This is a genomic window from Dyella sp. Tek66A03 (assembly GCF_052567735.1).
The window spans coordinates 1,630,076-1,653,759 of record NZ_CP199584.1; the positions used below are offsets into that span (position 1 = coordinate 1,630,076).

Consider the following 23,684-nt stretch of genomic DNA (forward strand, 5'->3'; position numbering starts at 1 on the left):
GCACCCTCCATCGACCTTGCTGACATGTCGGGCGGACGTCGCTCTAGCGATTCGTTCCGGCTCATCCGTTAGCGTGTCGCGCTTGCCGCGCAGCTCCCGTAGGGCTGCCACGGAAAAAAAGTCTACACCCACACCGCACTGAAGGCCGTTCAGGCAAGTGCGCGACGTGTGCATCCTGGTCGCACGCCGCCGTTTTGATCGCAGCTGAGCAATCGCGGGTCTTGCTGGCGTCGAGTGCAGCGACCGGCTCTCGTACGTGGGCTGGTTCAGCCAAGGCGGCTCATCAGTTGCGCTCGGGAGCAGAGAGACGCGCTCCGCCAAGCAGTAAATTTACGATTCTCAAGCTCACTCGAATGGTGTGATATAGGCAGCAATCCCTTCCGGTAGGGAGCTTCGTTGACTATGGCTTGTCAATGTCGGTTGGCAGGCCAGCCATGGCGAGTAAATCGGATTGACCGGTCATAGGTCGCGCGAGGACCTAAGTAAAACTACGGTCTGATCGACCTACGTCGAGTTCGACATGCGGGGCGTCGTTTCGTTACGGAGCCATTGCGGTCATCAGCCCTTTGTCCGACGCCAGAGGGAAGCCAGAAGGCGTGCTGTAGCACGTCGGCAATTCTTGCCGGTGAAAAGGTCTGAACGATGCGCAGACTACATGCCTATATTGCTGTCGCTCTCTTGTCCGCAGGGTTGTGCGGATGTAACGGGAGCAAAGAGGCTCCCGCTGCCGCTGCGCCCACTGAAGTGGCCGCGATGACCGTGTCGCTTCGCGACGTCCCGGTCACCTTTGAATATGTGGGTCAGACTGAGAGCTCCCAGCAGGTAGAAATACGCGCGCGCGTCAATGGCTTTCTCGAGGAGCGGGTTTACAAAGAAGGCTCGATGGTGCACGCGGGTGATGTCATGTTCCGCATGGATCGAAAGCCATTCGAGGCAGCACTGGATGCGGCGCAGGCCGAATTCAACCAACAGCGCGCGCGCCTCGATACGGCACAGGCCAACCTCAATCGGGTCCGCCCGCTTGCCGCCAAGAATGCCTTGAGCCAGAAGGATCTTGACGACGCGACCGGTCAGCAACAGGGCGCCGCGGCGGCGGTTGAGCAGGCGCGCGCCAATGTGACCAGCGCACAGCTCAATCTTGGATACACCACGATCACGTCGCCGGTGACGGGACTGTCCAGCTTCGCCAAGCGGCAGGATGGTTCGTATATCGACACCACCACCAGCCTGCTCACCTATGTGGCGAAGCTGGATCCGATGTGGGTCAATTTCACCCTTTCTGAAAACGAGTTTTTGCGCATGCGCGAGCAGGCGACGTCGGGCGCGCTCAAGTTGCCGGCGCTCGGCTTACTGGAAGTGGAGATCGTGCTTGCCGATGGCAGCGTGTTCCCGGTGCGCGGACGCATCTCCTTTTCCGATGCCTCGCTCAACACGGAAACGGGAACCTATCTCGTACGTGCGGAGTTCGACAATCGAGAAGGTCTCTTGCGACCCGGGCAGTTCGTGCGCGTGAAAGTGTCTGGCGCGGAGCGAACCAAGGCGATCTCGGTGCCGCAGGAAGCCGTGCAACAGGGCGAGCAGGGCTCGTTCGTATGGACCGTAACCGCCGAAGGCAAGGCTCAGCCGCGGCTGGTGGAGATCGGTGAATGGAATGGCACGGACTGGGTGGTCAACTCAGGACTTCATGCAGGCGACCAGGTGGTGGTGGACAACTTTATCCGGCTCGCGCCTGGCGCGGCGGTGAAGGCCCATCCGGCGAAGCTTCCCGCCGCGGCGGCGCCGCAGGCGGTTACCAAGCAGGGTAATGCCGGCGCTGCCAACGCTACACCTTCCCATGGCGGCGCCCCGTCTGCGCGGGCGCACGCTGGGGCGAAGGCCGCGGTGCTGTTTGAGGTTGGCAGTGCGCAGATCTCGGAGGACGCGGCGGCGAAGCTCGCGCCCATCGCCGAACAGCTGCATGGACCGTCGTCGGGACGTGCCGTGATCTCGGGTTATGCCGATGCCTCGGGTTCGCATGAAGCGAATCTCAAGCTGGCTGCGGCCCGCGCGAAAGCCGTGCGATCCGCATTGCTGGTCGCTGGCGTCAAGGAAGACAGGATCGAGCTTCGTCCACCGACCGATATCACGGCCGGGACCAAGGATGATGCGCGCCGGGTTGAGGTCACGGTGGTTCCCGAGGGAAAGCCGGCCGCATCGAGAGAAGCGCAATGAATTTCTCGCACTTCTTCATCGACAGGCCGATCTTTGCATCGGTCGTGTCCATCATCCTCGTCGTTGCCGGCCTGGTGGCGATGGTCAATCTGCCGATCGCGCAGTTTCCTGACATCGCGCCGCCGACGATCACGGTGACCGCCACCTATCCAGGCGCCAGTTCGGAGATCGTCGCGCAAAACGTCGCCGCGCCGCTGGAGCAACAGATCAACGGCGCGGACAACATGATCTATATGAACTCGACGAGTTCATCGACGGGCAACCTGACCATCACGGGTTTTTTCAATATCGGAACCGACCCTGCGCTGGCCCAGGTTGATGTGCAGAACCGTGTGAACCTGGCATTGCCCTTCTTGCCCGATGCGGTCACGGCCCAGGGCGTATCGGTGCAGAAGCGGTCATCAGCTTTCATGATGGTGATCGCCGTCTATGCGCCGGACAACGCCTTCGATCAGGCCTACGTCGCCAACTACGCCAACGTCTATGTGCTCGATGCCCTGAAACGGATTCCCGGCGCCAACCAGGCGGCGATCTTCGGTTCCGCCGACTATGCCATGCGCATTTGGCTGAAACCCGACCGCATGGCAAAGCTGGGCATCACCGTGGGCGATGTTCAGCAGGCGATTGGTTCGCAGAATCAGCAGTTTTCCGCCGGACGTATTGGGCAGGCGCCGACGCCGGCGCCGGTCCAGCAGACCTTTCCGATTGCCACCAAAGGCCGCATGACGCAGCCGGCTGAGTTCGAAGAAATCATCCTGCGCGGAGGGACCGGCGATGCCGCCGCGCTGGTTCGTCTAAAGGATGTAGCCAGGGCGGAATTGGGCTCGAAGGACTACACGTTACGCGGGCGATACAACGGCAAGACGGCGACGCTCATTGCCGTCTATCAACAGTCAGGCGCCAATGCGCTCGATGTCTCCAAGAAGGTACGCAGCACGCTCGCCGAGCTGAAGAAGAGCTTCCCGCCGGGGCTCGACTATGAAGTCGCGCTCGACACCACGGAATTCGTGAAGGACTCGATTGGCGAGGTGGTGCACACGCTGGGCGAGGCGGTGATCCTGGTCATCATCGTCGTCTACCTGTTCCTGCAGAGCTTCCGCGCCACCCTGGTGCCGATTCTGGCGGTGCCAGTTTCCATCCTCGGCACCTTTATCGGCATGAGCGCACTCGGCTTTTCGATCAACATGCTGACCTTGTTCGGCATGGTGCTGGCGATCGGCATCGTGGTGGATGACGCGATCGTGGTGATCGAAAACGTCGAGCGCAACATGACCGAGTTCAAGCTTGCGCCGAAGGAAGCGGCAAAGAAGGCGATGGATGAGGTCAGTGGGCCGGTCATTGCCATCGTGCTGGTCTTGCTCGCGGTATTTATCCCGGTCGCCTTTCTCTCCGGCATTACGGGGCAGTTGTACAAGCAGTTCGCGGTGACGATTGCCGTGTCCGTCCTGCTATCGGGCGTGGTGGCGCTGACGCTATCGCCGGCACTCGCTGCGATCCTGCTCAAGCCGGGAAGCCACAAGAAGAATCGCTTCTTTACCTGGTTCAATACCCAGTTCGACCGCTTCACGGAAGGCTATGGTCGCGCCGTACAGCTGGCGATCAAGCGCGTGGTCGCTTCCTTGCTGATCATCGCGGGCATGATCGCGATCTCGGTAGGGCTGTTCAAGCATATTCCATCGTCATTCTTGCCGACGGAAGACCAGGGCTACCTCTTTGCCGCGGTCATGCTGCCGGATGCGGCCAGTCTGGATCGGACCAGCGATCTATCCAAGCGCGCCGAGGACTGGTTTGCCAAGCAGCCTGGCGTGCAGTCGATCGCCGCGCCCGTCGGCTACAGCCTGATCGATTCCCAGTACAAGGCGAACGCAGGCACCTTGTTCGTGACGCTGAAGAGCTTTGCGGATCGCGGTGAGGGGCAGGGTGCGGCCGACATCATCAAGGACTCACACAAGGCGTTTTCCGCTTTCACCGAGGGAGCGGTGGTGGCGGTGAATCCGCCATCCATTCCCGGTCTCGGTACGACCGGCGGCTTTGAGTTCTGGTTGCAGAGTACCGGGAGCGGTAGTTACCAGATGCTCGAAGCGACTACGCGCGCGTTTATCGCCAAGGCGAAACAGCGACCGGAGCTGCGCGGGGTGACTTCACTAATCAATACCCGATCGCGCCAGCTGTTGGTGGAAGTCGATCGTGAGCGAGCCGAGTCGCAAGGGGTTGCTGTACAGGACGTCTATTCCGTTCTGCAGACCATGTTTGGATCGCTTTATGTAAGCCAATTTCCAAAGAGCAGTCGACTGTTTCAGGTGATCATGCAGGCGGAGCCGCAATTTCGCATGCGGCCGGAGGATCTCCAGCAGCTCTATGTCAGGAACAAGAGCGGCGACATGGTCCCGATCAAGTCCATGACCACCAGTCGATATGTGGCGGGCGCCGATATCGTTTCCCGTTTCAACAACTTCCCCGCCGCCAAGATCACCGGCGACGCCGCCCCTGGCTACAGCTCCGGCCAGGCCATTGCGGCCATGGAGGACACGGCGCGCGAAGTGCTTGGCGGCGGCTACAGCTACGGCTGGAGCGGCCAGGCGTACGAGGAAAAGACGGCGGGGTCGACGGCCGCAGCGGTGTTCGCGTTCGCGCTTGGCATGGTGTTCCTCATTCTTGCGGCGCAGTACGAAAAGTGGTCGCTGCCGCTCGGTGTGCTGATGGCCGTGCCGTTCGCGCTGTTTGGCGCGCTCATCGGCATCTTGATGCGCGGCATGGAAAACGATGTGTACTTCCAGATCGGCCTGACCGTACTGATTGCGCTGGCAGCGAAGAACGCCATTCTTATTTTCGAGTTTGCCGTCGAGATGCGCGAGAAAGAGGGGATGAACGCCTACGACGCGTCCCTGCATGCGGCCAAGCTGCGCCTGCGCCCCATCATCATGACGTCGCTGGCCTTCATCCTCGGCTGCGTGCCGCTGGCTATCGCCAGTGGCGCCTCCGCCGCCAGCCGCCGCTCACTGGGCACCGGCGTCGTGTTTGGCATGCTGGGCGCCACGGTGATCGCGTTGCTGTTCATTCCAATGTTTTTCTGGGGACTGGAAACAATGTCGGGCCGCAAGAAGCGCGCCGAAGCAGAGCCATCCGGGGCGACGCCGCCCAAGCCCGACGATGATCATCCGTCGGTCCGTCAGGAGGGATGAGATGGGACGCCAGTGGCTAGGGTGGTCTTGTCTGGCATGCAGCGTGGCCCTTTACGGTTGCGCGGTTGGTCCGGACTATCACCGGCCAACCGTTGAGACGCCGGTCACCTATCGCTTTGCGGATGTGCAGGCGATGCAGCAGAGCTCGGCGGACTGGTGGTCCCAATTCAATGATCCCGTGCTCGATGCACTGATCCAGAAGGCGATCGCGCAGAACAAGGATCTGGCCGTCGCCGCCGCGCGAATCGATGAGTATTACGGCCGCTTGATGACCACCCGGTCTGCACTCTATCCGCAGCTCTCCGCCGGCTTTTCCGGCGGCCGCGAGCGTTATCCCGCCACGCCACTGACGCGCGAGTATGAGGCCACCGAGGTACAGGCAAGCGTGATGGCCTCGTGGGAGATTGATTTGTTTGGCCGCCTGCGCCGCTTGCGCGAGTCGGCTCGCGCCGATCTGCTCGGCACGAAGTACGCGCGCGACGCCACGCTCATCTCGCTGGAGGCCAGTGTGGCAACGGCCTATATCAGCCTGCGCGATCTGGATCAGCGCCTGGTTATCTCCCGCTCCACGGTTGATCTGCGTGCTGCGGCGCTGAAGCTGTACGAGGAGCGATTCGGGGGCGGCGTGGTATCCCAGGTCCAGGTTAGCCAGGCAGAATCCGAATACGCCACGGCGCAGGCATCGGAGTATCAGTTCGAGCAGGAGATTGCCCAACAGGAAAACGCCTTGTCGCTCCTGCTCGGCGAGAACCCTGGGCCGATCCCCCGCGGCAAGCCCATCGACCAGATCGCCGTGCCGAGCATTCCGACGGGCCTGCCGTCCTCGTTGCTGGATCAGCGTCCCGATATTCGCGCGGCCGAGCAGGCCCTGGTGTCGGCGAATGCCCAGATCGGTGCTGCGAAGGCGCAATACTTCCCCACCATCAGCCTGACCGGCTTGTTCGGTGCGGCGAGTACGGCGCTGTCTTCGTTATGGAGCGGGCCGGCGAAGATGTGGTCGTACGCTGGCGCGGCGACGGTGCCGATTTTCACGGCCGGAGCCATAGCGGGCACGGTCAAACAGGCGGAGGCGCGCCAACAGGAAGCGTTGTTCACGTATCAGTCGGCGATACAGAACGCGTTCGCTGACGTTGAAGATGCGCTCGTTGGCGAACAGCGGACCAAGGACCAGCTGGGAGCCGTCGATCGGCAGGTCAAGGCGCTGGATCAATATGCCTCGCTGGCGCGTCAGCTGAACGAAGGCGGCTATACCAGCTACCTGGAAGTACTCGACGCCGAGCGCAGCTTGTTCAATGCGCAGTTGTCGCAGTCGGGTCTGCAAGGGCAGCGCCTCATCGAAGTCGTGAACGTCTACAAGGCACTCGGCTACGGCTGGCCGACCGAGGGTTCACCTGTGGCATCCAGTGCCGCGCCCGAGACCGGCATGCCGGCGAATAGCCCGGCATCGCCAGGGCAGAAGTGAGCGGCTGATTCGGCCAAGCCGTCGAGCGTCTTCAGCCGGTCAGCGCAACACGCGATAGACGCCCCACCCATAGAGAACAAAGCCCGGCAAAAGCCTGCCAGGCTTTTTGTTCCGCCAAAATTTGGTTCTTACAATGGCTCCCAAAGAAACTATCGCTACCCCGTCATTTTTTGGAGCAGGCGCAAGTCACAGTTTGTCGACCTTGCCCACGCGGATGTCCTTGACCAGCCAATGCCCGTGCAGCCGCACGAGTTTCATGTCGGAGAAGGAGTGGGCGCCAATCGCCTCCTTGTCCACATCCATCCACAGGCACTCGAAGTAGAGCGTCGCTTTGTCGCCGTCGACCTCCGCATGCATGCGCATCGCGGGCGTGTAGCCGATCCAGCGATGCTCGGGGCGGAACGGGCCGCTTACGTCCGCCCAGTAGCGCCGCACCTCAGCCTTTCCACGGTAGACATTGTTGTCGTGCGCGGTGTCGGTGAGCACCGCATCGTCGGCATAGATGCTCATCATGAGATCCAGGCTCTTCTCGGGCAGCACGCTCCCGGCGGTGTGGAACGTGATCTCGATGTTGCGCAAGGCGAGGATGTCTGCCGGCGGGCCGCGGTCGCCCTGCGATCCGGCGAGCGCCGGCATAACAAGCATGAGACCCAGCATGAGGAATAGACTTTTCATGGGATACCTCCGCGGGTGGGCACGCCACCTCGGGGCTTGGGCCGCCGCACGGACTCCGACTAGCCCCGCGCCACGGCTCTCGCCTACGGGCTTGCCGTGATTTTGGCGTGATCTTGCAGTCCACCTGGAGCACACCCCTTCGTGAATATGTTCCCGCAGATGTCTCTCGTCAACCGTGCCATGGAGCGCTTGGCACCAAGCAGATCCGACGACGGCTAGCAAAGCATGGACCAAAGGCCATCTCTGACTTGATGTTCATCCACTGAATCGATGTGAGATTCGGGAGGACGCACGGAGCACGCGCTGGGCGCAGGCGCGCCTCCTTTAACGTACTCTGCCAAACCCCCGAAACTGCCGGAGCGCCGCTCTGAAGTAACCAACGTCAGTATCGGTTGCAGAAGCCGCGGCACCAACGCGAGCGAGCGTCGGAAGTGCCGTCCAGGGTAGTGTTGGATGCTGGTGATGCAGGCGGTGAAGATGATGATTCATCAACACCGGTCGCCAGATGGCCGGCGCGCGAAAGTTGCGAGCCCGCTCCTGTTCGTCGAGCGTGACGTCGTAGTGGGGCAGGTTATCCGCCAGTGAGTGCCACAGTCCACGCAGAAACATGGTTATGGCAAGCGCGGGCCACCACGGCCCGTACAGATAAAATGCACAGGCATGGAGTGTGACCGACAGCAACCAGTCACGCCGTATACGGATGCGCCGTTCCTGATTTCCGGCAAAACCCAGAAACAAGCGCTGGACATCCCGGCCTATCGGGTCTTCGCCGCGTATCGTATGCATGACGAGTCGACACACCCGGGTGGTCGGCAGAAATGCGAGCAACGGCAGCACGAGCTCCCCCAGATACAAACCACCCAACAAACGCGTGTAATAGCCGATGCGAGCAAGCATGTGATGCGTCACGCCGTCATGCACATCCGGCCGGTCAAAGGGTTCGCGTGTAAAGCGGTGATGCATCAGGTGACCGAAGCGCACGGCGTCGTACGGCAGCATGAAGGCGATGGCCAATGCCCGTCCAAGCCATTCGTTGAGCCGACGTTGGGGCCATAGCTGTCCATGAATGGACTCATGGATCAGCCCCCAATGCGTCGGGGACAGCACCACGAGCGGCACCGCAACCCACAGCGCGGAGACGCCCCACTGCCGCAACAGGAATGGCCATGCGATGAGCTGTATCAGTACAGCGGCCGCGACGAGTCCAAGCAGCGCCACATTGGCGCGATGGTCGATGGGAACACGTCGAGACGTTCGCTGTTCTGCCGCTATTTGGCTGCCATCCATCCCCGCCGCCTGTAGGTCCGTGTATTCCTCATAATTACAGAATAGTCGCCGCATAACCTAGTAGCGCCCTTCGGGGGCCAAAAGAGCGTGCTAGCGATTGAGGCCAACACACCACCGCCGATCCAAAGCGGGCGAGGACGTTGCTGCCGACGATGTTCATGAGGATGTGGAGGCCGCCCGCTTTCTGCTTAATTTGATCAACGGCGACATTCCAGTGGTCCTGATTGACCACATCCAGTTCGATGAAGTGCGCCTTGCCGCCGGCTTCGTTGATCTCTACAGCCAACGCATTGCCACGCTCGTGGCTTCGTCCGGCAACGAAAAAGGTAGCGCCCTCCCGGGCGAAGAGCCGGACGGACGCGCGGCGCATGCCCTGGTAGCCACCGGTGATCAACGCGATCTGGTTCTCCAGCCACATGACGAGCCTCTTGCGCGGATCGTTGCGGATCATTGATCGGACGACGCCTTTCGCCCGACCGAATATGTACGCGCGTGATGTTACAAAACAGTAGCGTGAACGTGCCGTCCATCGACGTCCTGCGAATCCGCCGCCCCCGTTTTCCGGGAAAGCACGAACTTCTGCGTAGGGCACAGCGGATCTGCGGATAAGCGCCGGCGGCGATCCGTGTGAGGTAAAGCCCTTTTTCGGAGTAAGGCGTCACCAAGGTGCGGTGCACCGCCCAACCGGCCGGTGCACCGCGGGAACGATCACAAGGACGCGCTTACCCGTTCATCGGTCAGTCGTTGCTAAGCTGCCGGGCGTACTGCTCCAGGCACTGAATCGCCACGGCTACTCCGTCCTTGAAAAGCGTTGGGAGTGGCCATGTCAGGGGCTCGGCCTTGGGGTGCCTTGCCTTCGCCTTTCGATACGACTCGTCCTCAAACCACAGTCGCGAAAGCGCGTAATGCGCTAGCGCAACGTCGTCGAAGGTCGTGCCGCGTGGCGAGTGTGCCAGTGGACGATGAGCCGGTAGATCGGCAGCGGGCGGATCGGTGAACGGGTCACCCAAGGAGCACAAAGACGGGCGTGCGGGTGCCGTATGATCGTGGACAGCCATGATCAACTCGTGTGCCAAGAACGCGTAGCTCTGTAAGAGCTAGCGATGCTTTATCGAAGATGAGGGAAGGCCCCTCGCGGTCAACGTACAGGCGTGGATCGCAAACCCCTCCAAGCTGCGCGAGTCAAGAGCTCGGGTGGTGAGCGTTGGAGTTAAAGGCGTGGACAACCACGTCAGGTGTGGATTACCGAGACGAACGCAAGTGAATCGCTGTCGACGTGTCGAAAAATGGTTAGACGTTGCCGAAACCGTGCTGATGAGTTGCAGCGCGCGACCCAAGATCAGGGGGCGACCTGCCTACCGCCTGATTGGCAACCGGCATGAAGGCGACGTGACGGTAATCCAGGCTTTGATAAGGAACTTGGGAACCTGTCGTGCCGATGCGAAGGGAGAACCTCAAGGGGAAGGCCTCCCCAAGAGGGTGAGTACCGATGCGGCGCACAGGGGCGGAAATGCCCGTAGTAGGGAGGAAGGTGCCGTAATGGCACTGGACCGAAGGGGCATTGTTATCCCGGTTGGACTTAGCGAACAACTCGCAAGAGGAGGATTTGCATGAGCCTGGCCAAACCCTTTGTTATTTCCAAGCGGGAAGTGTGGGAGGCATACCAGCAGGTCAAGGCGAACCAGGGTGCGGCCGGTGTGGACGGCCAAACGTTGAAACAGTTTGCGCAGAATGAGAACAATCATCTGTACAAGCTGTGGAACCGAATGAGCTCGGGAAGCTACCGACCGCAACCGGTGCGACGAGTGGACATACCCAAGAAGGGCGGGACAACGCGTCCCCTAGGCATACCCACCGTCGTGGACCGGATTGCTCAAACGGTGGTCAAACGGGCTCTGGAACCCACGTTCGAAGCCATCTTCGATCGTGATTCCTTTGGCTATCGCCCCGGTCGCTCAGCCCATCAAGCGTTAGCGGTGGCGCGTCGGCGCTGCTGGGAACGCGACTGGGTCCTGGACCTGGACATCCGGGGGTTCTTCGACACCATTGACCATCGATTACTGATACATGCAGTACGCAAGCACACCCAGTGTGCCTGGGTGCTGTTATATATCGAGCGATGGTTGGCCATGCCGGTCCAGATGCCCGATGGCAATCAGGTCGTCAGTACGGGTCGGGGAACACCGCAAGGGGCGGTTATCAGCCCACTGCTAGCTAACCTGTTTCTGCACTATGTGTTTGATCGGTGGATGCGGGAGTCTCATCCAGGCATCACCTTCGAACGCTATGCCGATGACATCGTTTGTCACTGCCGAAGCGAGCAGGAAGCGAAAGCACTCAGGCAGTCCATTGAGGATCGGCTGGCCCGCTGCAAGTTGGCACTGCACCCGGAGAAGACGAAGGTTGTCTATTGCAAAGATGCCAATCGGAAGAGCATCTATGTCAGCTGCTCTTTTGATTTTCTTGGCTACGAGTTTCGGCCAAGAGAAGCGCGGAATCGGCGAGGGCAATTTTTCACCAACTTCACACCCGCGATCAGTGCCAAGGCCGCACGTGCGATGCGGCAGACCGTCCGCGGATGGGCGATACATCGACGCAGCGATTTGGGCTTCCAACAAATCGTGGACTGGCTAAGTCCTGTGTTACGGGGATGGGTGCAGTATTACGGCCACTTCCACCGCTCTGCACTAAACAAAGCCATGTTCACCATCGATCGCTATCTCGTGCGTTGGGCGTTACGGAAATACAAACGACTGAAGAGACACTGGAGCCGTGGGTGGCAATGGTTGAATGGCATCAAGCAACGTCAACCCAACCTCCTGCCACACTGGATCTTCGGTGAGGGTGGATGACAAGAGCCGGATGACGGGAGACTGTCACGTCCGGTTCCGTGAGAGCCTGTGGGGGAAGTTCCCGTGGGCTACTCGACCCAGATAGTTGGTGATGGTTAGCGGGTCGTAGGTGTTTCCAGCACCTGCGGCCCGCGCCTCATGACATTGCTGCCATGGTCACTCGCGTTGCCCCATGGAAAGAACGCGACGAGTGACGGGCCGAAATTAGCAAAGGCAACGGTCCCCGCCTGTCAGGGATTGCCGTTGCGACGCATGGGTGCGCGCGACCTGGCTGCTGTGGTCCTCGGACTTCGGGCTTCCCTGATCGCCGCCCAACGCCGCTTTTTCTCTCACCAGTCGTTTGGTCTCATTGGCTCACATGCAACGATCGACAAGCGCGTACGCTTCAGCGGAGTTGCGACGTCAGTGTCTGTCGAATGGCGCGTCAGCGTTACGCTTTGACATTCTTGGAGGCACCTTCGGTCGGCACTTCTATTAGTAAAGAGGTCAAGGCCTGCCGGCTCAGTAGGCATTCAGGGCATTCATTCTGGCGAACCGGCACGTCACAGGCAGTAAGCCTCTCGTGTCAGGCAACGTTGATAGTCAGTCAGCTGCATCAAACAACTGCGGTGACAACGCTTTTATCAAGCGCTGAATGTTTGCGGCCGTAAGCCGATAGATGGCTGGGCAGCGGATCGTTCTACCTCAGTGCTCGGATGAGGTGCTGAACAGATCGGCCTTGCCATAGGTTCGCGTTGCGTTCGAGCGCTGAGCGTCTACTACCGCGCTCAGGCGTGCGAAGGCGCCATGGCTGGAGAGCGCCGTGATCTGGTGAGGCCCGGGTTGCGTAAGGGTGATACGCATGTCGGCGCCCCCGTGGCTACTACCTTGCAGTCTGCCGTCAAGCAACCATTGCACGTCGTCAGCGGTGCCAAGCGCATGAAGCGTGATGCTCAGTGGTTCTGCGCTGTTCGGCGCCTGTCGCAGCAGGGCCCCGTTGCTTAAGCCCGCTATGCGGATGGGACTGGCGACCTCGAGCGAATCGGGCGCGCAGCCGGGTGCGAGCGTCGGTAGTGCAGACGCGGCGACATCGCCCGGACTCAGCCACGGCGTGGCGAGTGCAGGCCAGCGTGCAAGTGATTGGGCGTGTTCGCCGGAACCGTGACACGTGGCGCTAAGGCGTCGCCCCTTGGCATCCACTCGTAGGGTGAGCAAGCCACCGGTCCACGCCGTGACGTCGCGTTCGGCGAAGGTGGGCGGCAGGGTACCATCCAGTGCCCGGGCGCGATGGCGTTGGCGACACAACGCCGGCGGCGTGCTCGCTTCGGGACCACCCAGTGGCCAGCAAATGTCCACGGCACGCACGCTGCTCGGTTGCGCTAAATGGGCGTGGTCATGGGTCACCGGTAACATGGCGGCCACGCTGAACATGAGAGGGAGCGCTGTCACCGCGCCGTACTGTCCTGGAGAGGGCGTGCCGTCAGGACGGCCGATCCATACGCCAAACGTCCAATCGTCGGTGACGCCTATGGCCCAGGCGTCACGATAGCCATAGCTCGTACCGGTTTTCCACGCGATGGTGTTCTGCGCACGCGTCGTGCCGTCGAGGGGCGCACCCTCCACGTCGGCAGGGTTGCTCGCAAGAATATCGCGGATGATCCATGCGGCACCGGGTGAAAGTAGCCTGCGCTGCTGACGCGGCTGATCGGGTACATAACGCGGCTTGCCGGCCATTCCCTCATTGGCGAAAGCGGTATAGGCGCCCACCAGGTCCTCAAGGCGCGTGGAAGCGCCGCCCAGGATGATGGACAGATTCGGACTGGCCCCGCGCGGCAAACGCAGATCCACGCCTCCGTTGGCGAGCCGCGCGACGAAGCGATTCGGACCGACGTGATCAAGCACGTCCACCGCCGGTACGTTGAGCGAACGTTGAAGCGCCTCGGCCGCGCTGATGGGTCCATTGAACGATTCATCGAAGTTCGCCGGCCGATAGCCACCGAAATCCTGTGGCGCGTCGACCAGCAGACTCTGCGAGGTGATCAGACCATCGTCCAACGCCAGCCCGTAAAGGAAGGGCTTGAGCGTTGAGCCGGGCGAGCGCTGCGCGCGCACCATATCGACATGGCCAAGGCGCAGGGGGTCGGCGAACGCTGCCGTGCCCACGTAGACGCTCGCTTCAAGGCTGGTGTTGTCGATCACGAGCACGGCGGCCGACGTGCGCGGCGGTAAACGGGACAAGTATTCGCTGACCCGATCTTCCATCGCACGTTGCAGGTTCGCATCAATGGTCGTCACGATGCGCCGAGCGCCGGGCAGCTGTTCATGCAGCCGCTCGGCGAGCAACGCGGCGTCCAACGGCGAGCGCAGTGAACGTGCCACTACCGGCTCAATGCTGGCGTCGCGTATCTCGGTATCACTCCACAAACCTTCATCGCGCATTCGGCGCAACACCTTGTCGCGCGCACGATGTGCGGCGTCGGGATGACGATCAGGACGGTACGTGCTGGGGGATTGCGGAAGTACCGCGAGCAGGGCCGCCTCGGCGTGCGAGAGCTGTCCGGCCGATTTGCCGAGGTAGGCCCAAGAGGCCGCCTCCACGCCCTCGATAGGCCCTCCGAACGGCGCGTGATTGAGATACAGGTCGAGGATCTGCGTCTTGCTCAGGTGCGCTTCCAACTGGAGAGCGCGGAAGATCTGCACCAGCTTGCCAGCGAACGTATGGGGCATTGGCATCAGGATGCGCGCCACCTGCATGGTCAAGGTCGAACCGCCGGAGACGATGCTGCGGTGACGGATCGAACTGGTCGTTGCGCGAAACAGCGCCAGCGGATTCACGCCAGGATGGTGATAGAACCCTTTGTCTTCGTAAGTAAGCAGCGCTTTGAGATAGAGCGGCGATACGCGCGCTGCGGAGATGGGATAGCGCCATACGCCGTCGCTGTCGGCAAACGCGCGCAGCGGTGTGCCGTCACGTGCAAGCACCACCGTGCTGCCGGTATCCGGGCCGGGTAGCCGCAGAGGGAACAAGCGATCGAGCGCGACCGCAGCAAACGCCAAGATGACCGCGACAGCCACCAACACAAGCCAGCGCCGGCGAACGGGTCTTGTGGCGCTGGATGATGCGGCCGGTGGCGGGTTGGAGGGGGCGGGGAGCATAGGCTTCGCGTGCCAACGGAGCCTGCAGTGGAGACCGCAGGCTCCATGGTTTTCACGGCTCCTGCACCGTTAGCTGAGCAACCGGCATGGCGCCGATGCCGCGGACAGCGGGACGATACATATCCTCCACCAACGGCGGCGGCACCGTGTACGTACCCGGCGTCACCGCATGCATCACGTAGAAGACATGGGCCGCGCGCCCGCGACGCAGCTTGAGCGCGGCCGCATAACGGTCATCGCGGTATTCCTCATGCACGATCTCGGCACTACCGTCGTGCTGATCGAGGTGGATGCCATCCACCACCACGCCTGCCCACTGCTGGCCTCCACCGAGGTTGAGGTTTTCCACTTCCAGGCCACCGGGCACGAGATCGGTGACCAACGCGTCAGGCATGTCCATGCGTGCCTCGATGGTCAGCTCGACTAGCAGCGTGTCACCTTCCACTAGCTTGTCGCCATTCCACGACTTGCCGTCGGTGGTGAAGTAGCTGCGTCGCACGTCGACCTGACTGGCATCCGGCGGAGGCGCCTTTGTCGGTATGCCGGCGACGTCGAAGGTTGCGAACACCGTGGCCTTGCCTTCGGGCTGGACCGTGACGCCGCTCCCCAGTTCGGCCGCCGTGACTTCGCGCGTCCAGATGGACTTGCCGTCCGGCACCGGCTCCGCCTTGCCTCCCGCATGCACGGTGACGGCGAGCGGCAGATTGCTGCCGGCATCGAACGCGTGCGCCACGCGAGCAATCGCAACCTGCTCCTGCGTGCTGAGATAGGACCAGGACCACAGGTAGTACGGCACCTTCTCCTGTGTGGCACGGACGCGCGTTGTGGCGTTGCGTGCCCAATCGATCAACTTGGTATCGTATTCGGGCTTGCTCAGGCCGTAGGTGTGGGTGAGCGCAACCATCACGCCCAGGTCGCGAAGGTCCGAGCCATAGTCACCCACGTACCAGGGCCGCTCCTTGCTCCATGCAAATGCCTCCTCGATGGCCTTCTGGGCACGTTCGTTGTCGCCCATCAGTTTGAGCGCCACACCGAGATGCACAAGCGGCAGCGGGGCCACCAGCTTCTGTCGATCGTTATCGAAGATGGCGCGCAAGGTGCCCAACGGCGCACGATTGACTCGGGCGAGCACGAAGCCGGAATAAGCCTCGTCAGCAATGCGCAGGTGATCGTGCTGCTCGTAGCTGTAGTAAGGATGGCCGCCCGAAAGCAGGTCGTCGTTGAGTCGCTGCAGTGCCTTCTGCAGTACGTCCTGTGGCACGGCGAAGCCGGCATCGCGTGCGTCGAGCATGAAGTCAACGACGTAGGGCGTCATAAAGGTTTCGATCGGGCTGGTTCCACCCCAAAAGCTGAAATGCGCATTGCTGGCCTGGAACGAGGCGATGCGAGCCAAAGCACTCTCCACGGCGGTCTGCCGCTGGGTATCGCCAAGGCCTGGCGTACCAAGAGAGCGAGCGGTCTTTTCGTCCATGTAGAGCGCCGCGTAACCCTTGCTGGTGGTCTGCTCGATGCAGCCATAGGGGTAGTTCAGAAGTGCACGCAGGGCCGCGCTGTACGGAAGCGGCGGCAGCGTGCTCAGGGTGACCTGGGCGCGCACGGTGGCCGGCACCAATCCGTTCAATGAGGTGGCGTCGAGACGCGCGGGCTTACCGTCTTCAATGGCTATTGGCACCGTACTGACCACTTCAGGCCATGCATTGCGGACCGCAAACTCGAAGTGGCGATCGACCTTGTAATCGTTGAGTTCGGCGTGGATGTCGATCTTGGCCACCGCTACGCCGGCATCGGCGCTGACCGGCAGGGTAAGTGTGGTGCTGGCGCCATCCTTGAGCGGCACGTGACTGGTCGCGTTGCTGACCTTGATCAGGCCGTTGCCCTTCACCGTCACATTGACCACGCCGTCCTTGCCGGAGAGGTTCTTCAGGTCCAGGCTGATGCGCGCCTTGTCACCGCCGGCCATGACGCGCGGCGTGCTTGGCTCTACGACCAGCGGTGCGCGTACCGTGACGTTGCCGTCTGCGTTACCGAAACGCTGGTCGCTGTAGGCCAGAGCGGCGAGCCTCAGGCTTCCGTTGAAGTCGGGCACCTGCACATGCAGTACGGCCTTGCCCTGCGCATCAAAGCGCACCGGCCCCGTGAAGAGATCGACAATCTCCACCTTGGGGTTCAGGCGTGCACCATGCGGCAGGGCCTTGCCCGTGAGATCTCCGCCGTAGCGCAGCTTCGCCTCGACGCCATCCAGCGCCTCGATGACGCGACTGTAGAGATCGTAGGCATCGATGATCATCGCGCGCTTGGCGAACATCCACGCCCACGCGTCCGGCACCGGGTAATTGGTGATGTTGAGCACGCCCTGATCGACTGCCGATAGCGTGACATAGGCCTGCTGCCCGGACAGGCCTTCGGCCTGAACGGTGATATCAAGCGGATTGCCCGGTCGCATCATCGCCGGTGCGCTGAGCTTCAGGGGAATGCGGCGATCGTTTCGATCCATGGTCACGTGTTCGATGCCCATGGCGCGTGCCGGCGTGGTCTTGTCCGAAGCGTCGCCACCACGGAACACCAGTGCCACTACGTGCACGTCATGCCGCTCCCATTCCTTGGTCACCGGGATCTCGAACGTAGCACCCGCCTTGGCACTGATGTTGCGCGTGTAGAGCAGGTGGTCGGACTCGACCAGCAACACACCGGGCCCTTCGTGCGGCGGCGTCACGGTGACCTTCATGGTGTCGCCGGCCCGGTAGCGAGCTTTGTCCAGCGCCAGCTTCACCTTGTCCGGCCTGGCCTCCTTGCCCGTGTTCTCGTCGTCCCAGCTGTAACCGGCGAAGAAGGGGAACACCGTCGTCAACTGCGTCTCGGGGTCGTAGACCTCCAGCCGGTAACCGCCCCAACCGACGGGGAAGTCGACCTGCACGCGCTGCCCGACGCCCACGCTGATGTCCTTCTCGTCCATCAAGGCCAATCGCACATTGGCGTTGGACTTCCAATCGTCGCCGTGCTCATAAAGCCAGTAGAAGTCACGGATCTCGGCTTGCAGCCGCACCTTCAGGTGCGAGCCAGCCACCAGCTTGCCGTCCACGTTGGCGCGCAGGATTTCGAAGGAGGCCTTGCCCTCGCCGGGCGCGCCCTGTTTGGGTTCGAACAACGGGCGCACACCTACCAAGGTCGACGCCGGCCAGTAGACCTTGGCGAGCGTGCGTGTCACGGCGCGACCGCCGCTCTCGTAGACGCTGCCCGCAAGTACTGCGGTAAGCGGGGCCACCGGCTTCACGGCGTCGGGTAGCGCGATGTCCTGCTCAAGTTGGCCATGCGCGTCCAGCTTGGCATCCACGATGTCGTCGGCGCTCTTGGGCAGGTCGATGAGCGGATTGCCGAAGAACGTGTCCGGCAGCGAAGGCAGCGGATGCGCTTCCGGTTTCACCAGTAACTTGGCGGTAAAGCGATTGCCATCGGCAGGCGCGCCATAGAGGTAACTGGAGGCCACCGTGAGCTTGAGCGGTTCCGAGGGTGCCAGCCGCGCCTGAGGGCTGGACAACTCGACTTTCAGCCGCTCAGGCAGGAACTCCTCTACGTGGAATGGGAAGGCCTGCACCGCCTCGGTGCTGGCGGGATCCAGTCGAAACTCAAGCTGCCACAGCCCGGTCGGGGCGTCCTCGGGAATTTTCTGGCTCAACTCAAAGTAGTTCAGGTCCTTGGGGTCCAGCCGCGTGTCCAACAGGTTGCGCCCATCGGGTTGCTTTAGACGGACGAATAGCGGCTGGGCCTTCATCGGCTTGCCGTCGTAGTCACGCAGCAGCGCCGAGGCATGCAGAGTTTCGCCAGGTCGATAAAGGTCGCGACCGGACCAGGCGAATACCTCGAACGGCGCCTGACGACGGCCCGTAATGTCGAAGTTGGATACATCCAGCGCGGGCCGATTGAACGGCAGCACGGATACGTCACTGTGCTTGCGGGCAACCAGCACGTCCGAGGAATTAATCTTGTAGGCCATGAGCGCGTTGCCGTCGCCATCCGTGGTGGCCTTCAGCTTCGCATTGCCCGACGGTCCGTCCACCTCCACCTCGACACCAGCCACCGGCGAGCCGTCGTGCAGCGAGGCGACGTGAAGCAACGCGTTGTCACGGTACACGCGAAGGTGCAGGCCGAGGTCGCTGACGAAGAACACCGCCGTGTCATAACCTCCGGAGAAAGTGCCCCCTTTCTTTAACACGGCCATGTAGACGCCGGGCTGTGCCAGCTCCTTCACCTTCTGCACGGGGATATAGGTAATCGTCCGCGCATTGGGCTCGCCTTCCAGCGTGTAGTGGTTGGCATACACCGAGTCGCCCATGTCGGTGATAGGGCGACGCTCGCGACCGCCCTTGTCGCAACGGTCCCACGCGCTGGCTTCGTGTTCCAGCTCGTAGTTTTCGCGATGTCGGTTGGCCGGATACGCGCAGAACAGATCCGAAAGAGCGTCGTCGTGCACGCGAAAGAATTCGATGTCAAGGTCGTGCACGTTCACCGAAACCACCGGGAGCCCTCGCGAGCCTCGGGCCGGCAGCACGCTGCCCATGGAGGCGAAGCCTACTGCCGCGGGAATGCTGCCGGAGTAGACATCTCGTTTGGCCTCCACCCCCAGGGTGCGACCGTCGGCAGCCAACAGCCCGCTACGCAGCAGCACCGCGTAATGCTGGTTCGGGTTCACGAACGGGAAGGCCAGCGTCCGGCCATCGGCCAGCAGGTTCCAGCTGCCGCTGACGGTCTCGCCCGAGGGGCCTGTCACCGCAATCTGCTCGTCGAACGACTGGGCTGCCGCCAGCGGCGCGCTGAACGTCATGATCAGCGCCGTGCGTGAGTCGGTGACGCGTGAGCTGGCAGCTAGCAGGGAAAACGGCGTCGCCGTCGCGTGGGCAGCCGAGCTGGCCGATGCAGGGGCGCCTTGTAGCGCCGGCTTGCCACCGTCGCTGCGGCCGCAGGCAGCCAGGACACAGATCAGCAGGCACAACCCCAACCCAGCCACGCCACTACGGACGCGGTCGCCATTCGATGCGCAAGTCATAGAGCCCCCCTAAGATACCGACGAGTGTCTCACGCATTTATGGACGGATCGAGGCGACGGCGTGGCTTTAAGCGTGCACCGACATTTATAGAGGGCATAACCGGCCTTGACGCTCACTGCGCTCATGTAGGCCAGGACAAGGTTCCAAGATTCAGGCATGTCACGACCTGTTGGTGAAGCTCACGTGGATCGCCGGATGCGCGTGTTCCGCACACTCAGCGAGATGCGTGAACACACCGAGCAGTGGTTAGCCGACTACAACCGCGAGATTCCCCATGACAGCCTCGGCGGGCTGACGCCCGCCGAATTCCGTGTCCAGCACGACCCGGCGACTTCTAGTTATTCGCCGAACTGATTTGCGGGGCGTCGACAACCCCACTGCCTCAACTAGACAGGGCTCAGGAAACGGGAATCAACGGGTTAGGACTGGGCGTGCACGAACGGGAGGTGTGCACGGTCTCCAATGTTCACATTGAAGCTTGTGCACGAGGGCCCCAAAAGTGTGCACGTGCCTTAGCGCAGGCAACAAAAAAGGCCCCATCTCTGGAGCCTCTTAAGTCCCTTGAATCAAGGGGTATTCGGTGGTGGGCGGTACAAGGATCGAACTTGTGACACCTGCCGTGTGAAGGCAGTGCTCTACCGCTGAGCTAACCGCCCGCCGAGAGCGCGCTAATATACGGGGGATGGGGCGGCGGGTCAAGACTGCGGCCGGGGGCTATGCACGCGGGACGGGGCAGTTGGCTGAAAGGTTGATGGGTACAATAGTCCGTTTTCCCGGCGGCGCCAGGCTCATGGACTTCCTGCAGCACGAATTTATCCACATCCTAGAATCCCTGCGACGATTCGAATTCACCCCCTGGAAGATCGTTGGCCTCCTCGGGTCGGTGATGTTCACCAGTCGCTGGTTTGTGCAGCTCTACTACACCCGCAAGCTGAAGCGCGTGGTCATGCCGTTGTCGTTCTGGTGGTTGTCGGTGGTCGGCAGTGCCTTGCTGCTGTCCTATTTCATTTTCGGCAAGAACGATTCGGTTGGCATTCTCTCCAACTTTTTCCCGTCGTTTGTTTCGGTCTACAACCTGGTCGTGCATTTGCGCGAAGTAAAGCGCCGCTCGCTGGTCGAGAGCGAGGTTTAGGCGCCCCAGGATGGCGTCTCAGTCCGGGTCGTAGTCGAGATTGGGAGCCAGCCAGCGTTCGGCTTGCTCGCGCGTCCAGCCCTTGCGCTTGGCGTAATCGTCGACCTGTTCGCGGGTGAGGCGACCGACCACAAAATACTGGCTGTCCGGATGTGAGAAATACCAACCGGAGACGGCCGCCGTCGGATACATCGCGAAGCCTTCGGTGAGCTCGATGCCCGTGTTGTGGGTGGCATCGAGCAAACGGAACAAGGTGGCTTTCTCGGTGTGGTCGGGGCAGGCGGGGTAGCCGGGAGCAGGGCGAATGCCGGCGTACTTTTCGTTGATCAACGCATCGTTATCGAGCGTTTCGTCCGCCGCATAGCCCCAGAACTCACGGCGCACGCGCTCGTGCAGGCGCTCGGCAAACGCTTCGGCAAGGCGGTCGGCCAGCGCCTTGAGCAGGATCGCCGAATAGTCGTCATGGGCGGCTTCGAAGCGTTTGACGTGCTCTTCGATTCCGATGCCGGCCGTAACCGCGAAGCCGCCAATCCAGTCCTGCTTGTTCGCGTCCTTGGGGGCGATGAAGTCGGCCAGCGAAAAGTCCGGTCGCTCGACCGGCTTGTCTACCTGCTGGCGCAGGTGATGCAGCGTCGCGAGCTTGTTGCCGTCGGCGGTCGCGACCTCGGTGTCATCGCCCACCTGCGCGGCCGGCCAGAAACCGATCACGCCACGCGCGGTCAGCCAGCGCTCGGCGATCATCTGGTCCAGCATGGCCTGTGCATCGCGAAACAGTTCGCTGGCCTGGGCGCCGACGATCTCGTCGGTGAGTATCGCCGGGTAGCGGCCGGCCAGCTCCCACGCATTGAAGAACGGCGACCAGTCGATATACCGCCGCAACTCGGCGAGGTCGTAGTCCTCGAACACGGTGATGCCGGGCTGGCGTGGCTGCGGCGGCTGATAGTTGGCCCAATCGCAGGTGAAACGCTGGGAACGTGCCTTCCCCAGCGATACCAACTGTTTGCCAGGGCCGCGGTTGCGATGGCGCTCGCGCACTTCGGCGTACTCGGCGCGGACCTTGCTCATGAACGCGTCGACCAGGTCCTTGCTGACCAGCGACTGCGCCACGCCGACGGCGCGCGAGGCGTCCTTCACCCAAACGGTGGGGGACTTGTAATGCGGCTCGATCTTCAGCGCGGTGTGCGCGCGCGACGTCGTCGCGCCGCCGATGAGCAGGGGAATGTGGAAGTCCTGCCGCTGCATTTCGCGTGCGACCTGGCTCATCTCTTCCAGTGAGGGAGTGATGAGTCCAGAGAGGCCGATGATGTCGGCATTGTGCTCGCGTGCGGTGTCGAGAATCTTCTGCGCTGGCACCATCACGCCGAGGTCGATCACCTCGAAGTTGTTGCAGCGGAGCACCACGCCGACGATGTTCTTGCCGATGTCGTGCACGTCGCCCTTGACCGTGGCCATGACGATGGTGCCGTTGTTCTTGCCCATGTCGCCGGTGCGCAGCTTCTCTTCTTCGATATAGGGCAGCAAGTAGGCCACGGCTTTCTTCATGACGCGGGCGGACTTGACCACCTGCGGCAGGAACATTTTGCCGGCGCCGAACAGGTCGCCGACCACGTTCATGCCATCCATCAGCGCGCCTTCGATCACATCCAGCGGACGCGTGGACAGCTGGCGCGCCTCTTCGGTGTCTTCGGTGACGAACTGATCGATGCCATGTACCAGCGCATGGCTAAGCCGCTCACGCACGGGCTTCTCGCGCCAGGCGAGATTCTCGACGATGACTTCGCCTTTCTTTCCCTTGAACTTCTCGGCGATCTCAAGCAGGCGCTCGGTGGCGTCGGCGCGGCGGTTGAGTACCACGTCTTCCACGCGCTCGCGCAGGTCCTCCGGAAGATCGTCGTAGATCATCAACGCGCCGGCGTTGACGATGCCCATGTCCATGCCGGCCTTGATCGCGTGATACAGGAAGACCGAGTGAATCGCCTCGCGCACCGTGTTGTTGCCGCGGAACGAGAAGGACACATTCGACACGCCGCCGGATACGTGGGTGTCGGGGAAGCGGCGCTTGATTTCGCGGGTGGCTTCGATGAAGTCCACCGCGTAGTTGTTGTGTTCCTCGATGCCGGTGGCGATGGCGAAGATGTTCGGGTCGAAGATGATGTCTTCGGGCGCGAAGTCGAGACGTGTGGTGAGCAGTTCGTAGGCGCGCGAGCAAATTTCCACTTTGCGCTCGCAGGTGTCGGCCTGACCTTGCTCGTCGAACGCCATGACGACCACGGCGGCGCCGTATTGCTGCACCTTGCGCGCGTGTTCGAGGAAGATGTCCTCGCCTTCCTTCATCGAGATGGAGTTGACGATGCCCTTGCCCTGCAGGCAGCGCAGGCCGGCCTCGATCACGGTCCATTTGGATGAATCGACCATCACCGGCACGCGCGCAATATCCGGTTCGGCAGCGATCAGATTGAGGTAGCGCGTCATCGCTGCCTCCGAATCGATCAAGCCTTCATCCATATTGACGTCGATGATCTGCGCGCCGCTGGCGACCTGTTGGCGCGCGACGTCCACGGCTTCTTCGTAACGCTCTTCCTTGATCAGCTTGCGAAACTGGGCGGAGCCGGTGACGTTGGTGCGCTCGCCGATATTGACGAACAGCAGGTCGGGGGTGATGACCAGCGGTTCAAGGCCGGAGAGACGGGTATGGCGGGGCATCAT

General features: G+C 61.9%; 12 protein-coding genes, 1 tRNA gene and 1 pseudogene. 6 read left to right on the top strand and 8 right to left on the bottom strand.

Annotated elements, in window-relative coordinates:
* Positions 1-753 precede the first annotated feature (753 nt).
* Genes ACT01B_RS07350 through ACT01B_RS07360 form a run of 3 tightly spaced genes read left to right on the top strand, consistent with a single transcriptional unit; the run spans position 754 to position 6,855 of the window.
* Complete coding sequence (locus ACT01B_RS07350; protein WP_445146715.1) at positions 754-2,211, top strand: efflux RND transporter periplasmic adaptor subunit; 1,458 nt, start codon at positions 754-756, stop codon at positions 2,209-2,211.
* On the top strand, positions 2,208-5,393 hold the full coding sequence (locus ACT01B_RS07355; protein WP_445146716.1) for an efflux RND transporter permease subunit: 3,186 nt from the start codon (positions 2,208-2,210) through the stop codon (positions 5,391-5,393). Before ACT01B_RS07350 ends, ACT01B_RS07355 begins: the two co-directional genes overlap by 4 nt.
* Before the next feature lie 43 nt (positions 5,394-5,436).
* Positions 5,437-6,855 carry an efflux transporter outer membrane subunit gene (locus ACT01B_RS07360; RefSeq protein ID WP_445146717.1) on the top strand — a complete coding sequence of 473 codons (1,419 nt, stop codon included), beginning with the start codon at positions 5,437-5,439 and terminating at the stop codon, positions 6,853-6,855.
* A gap of 186 nt (positions 6,856-7,041) precedes the next feature.
* Here the strand turns inward: ACT01B_RS07360 and ACT01B_RS07365 are convergent, their stop codons facing one another.
* The 4 genes from ACT01B_RS07365 to ACT01B_RS07380 form a co-directional block, all read right to left on the bottom strand.
* Positions 7,042-7,530: a nuclear transport factor 2 family protein gene (locus tag ACT01B_RS07365; RefSeq protein ID WP_445146718.1), complete on the bottom strand. Its 489-nt coding sequence runs from the start codon at positions 7,528-7,530 to the stop codon at positions 7,042-7,044.
* Positions 7,531-7,854: 324 nt separating this feature from the next.
* On the bottom strand, positions 7,855-8,817 hold the full coding sequence (locus ACT01B_RS07370) for a fatty acid desaturase (protein WP_445146719.1): 963 nt from the start codon (positions 8,815-8,817) through the stop codon (positions 7,855-7,857).
* A gap of 34 nt (positions 8,818-8,851) precedes the next feature.
* A complete protein-coding gene (locus tag ACT01B_RS07375) occupies positions 8,852-9,268 on the bottom strand; it encodes an SDR family NAD(P)-dependent oxidoreductase (protein ID WP_445146720.1) in 417 nt (138 codons plus the stop codon).
* 286 nt (positions 9,269-9,554) lie between these two features.
* Positions 9,555-9,875 carry a hypothetical protein gene (locus ACT01B_RS07380; RefSeq protein ID WP_445143612.1) on the bottom strand — a complete coding sequence of 107 codons (321 nt, stop codon included), beginning with the start codon at positions 9,873-9,875 and terminating at the stop codon, positions 9,555-9,557.
* A gap of 552 nt (positions 9,876-10,427) precedes the next feature.
* Here ACT01B_RS07380 and ltrA point away from each other — a divergent pair.
* Complete coding sequence (ltrA, locus tag ACT01B_RS07385; protein ID WP_445143493.1) at positions 10,428-11,669, top strand: group II intron reverse transcriptase/maturase; 1,242 nt, start codon at positions 10,428-10,430, stop codon at positions 11,667-11,669.
* A 684-nt stretch (positions 11,670-12,353) separates the two neighbouring features.
* On the opposite strand, the gene pbpC is transcribed toward ltrA, so the two are convergent.
* Together pbpC and ACT01B_RS07395 are read right to left on the bottom strand one after the other, a co-directional pair.
* Entirely contained in the window at positions 12,354-14,804 is a 2,451-nt protein-coding gene (pbpC, locus tag ACT01B_RS07390; RefSeq protein ID WP_445146721.1) for a penicillin-binding protein 1C, read from the bottom strand.
* Between the two features lie 52 nt (positions 14,805-14,856).
* Complete coding sequence (locus tag ACT01B_RS07395; RefSeq protein WP_445146722.1) at positions 14,857-19,845, bottom strand: alpha-2-macroglobulin family protein; 4,989 nt, start codon at positions 19,843-19,845, stop codon at positions 14,857-14,859.
* A 196-nt stretch (positions 19,846-20,041) separates the two neighbouring features.
* Here ACT01B_RS07395 and ACT01B_RS07400 point away from each other — a divergent pair.
* Positions 20,042-20,200: pseudogene (locus ACT01B_RS07400) on the top strand (integrase core domain-containing protein); the annotation flags it as partial.
* 227 nt (positions 20,201-20,427) lie between these two features.
* Here ACT01B_RS07400 and ACT01B_RS07405 read toward each other — a convergent pair.
* Positions 20,428-20,502 (bottom strand) — tRNA-Val (locus ACT01B_RS07405).
* A gap of 134 nt (positions 20,503-20,636) precedes the next feature.
* Here ACT01B_RS07405 and ACT01B_RS07410 point away from each other — a divergent pair.
* Positions 20,637-20,978, top strand: coding sequence for a lipid-A-disaccharide synthase N-terminal domain-containing protein (locus ACT01B_RS07410; RefSeq protein ID WP_445147445.1), 342 nt, complete (start codon positions 20,637-20,639; stop codon positions 20,976-20,978).
* Positions 20,979-20,996: 18 nt separating this feature from the next.
* On the opposite strand, the gene metH is transcribed toward ACT01B_RS07410, so the two are convergent.
* Positions 20,997-23,684, bottom strand: a complete 2,688-nt coding sequence (metH, locus tag ACT01B_RS07415; protein WP_445146723.1) for a methionine synthase — start codon at positions 23,682-23,684, stop codon at positions 20,997-20,999.

Bases quoted from the DNA above. Each gene is read 5' to 3' on its own strand.
- ACT01B_RS07395 (WP_445146722.1), bottom strand. From the start codon at position 19,845: ATGACTTGCGCATCGAATGGCGACCGCGTCCGTAGTGGCGTGGCTGGG.
- ACT01B_RS07375 (WP_445146720.1), bottom strand. From the start codon at position 9,268: ATGATCCGCAACGATCCGCGCAAGAGGCTCGTCATGTGGCTGGAGAAC.
- metH (WP_445146723.1), bottom strand. From the start codon at position 23,684: ATGATGCCCCGCCATACCCGTCTCTCCGGCCTTGAACCGCTGGTCATC.
- ACT01B_RS07370 (WP_445146719.1), bottom strand. From the start codon at position 8,817: ATGGATGGCAGCCAAATAGCGGCAGAACAGCGAACGTCTCGACGTGTT.
- ACT01B_RS07350 (WP_445146715.1), top strand. From the start codon at position 754: ATGACCGTGTCGCTTCGCGACGTCCCGGTCACCTTTGAATATGTGGGT.
- ACT01B_RS07355 (WP_445146716.1), top strand. From the start codon at position 2,208: ATGAATTTCTCGCACTTCTTCATCGACAGGCCGATCTTTGCATCGGTC.
- ACT01B_RS07410 (WP_445147445.1), top strand. From the start codon at position 20,637: ATGGACTTCCTGCAGCACGAATTTATCCACATCCTAGAATCCCTGCGA.
- ltrA (WP_445143493.1), top strand. From the start codon at position 10,428: ATGAGCCTGGCCAAACCCTTTGTTATTTCCAAGCGGGAAGTGTGGGAG.
- ACT01B_RS07380 (WP_445143612.1), bottom strand. From the start codon at position 9,875: ATGGCTGTCCACGATCATACGGCACCCGCACGCCCGTCTTTGTGCTCC.
- ACT01B_RS07365 (WP_445146718.1), bottom strand. From the start codon at position 7,530: ATGAAAAGTCTATTCCTCATGCTGGGTCTCATGCTTGTTATGCCGGCG.
- pbpC (WP_445146721.1), bottom strand. From the start codon at position 14,804: ATGCTCCCCGCCCCCTCCAACCCGCCACCGGCCGCATCATCCAGCGCC.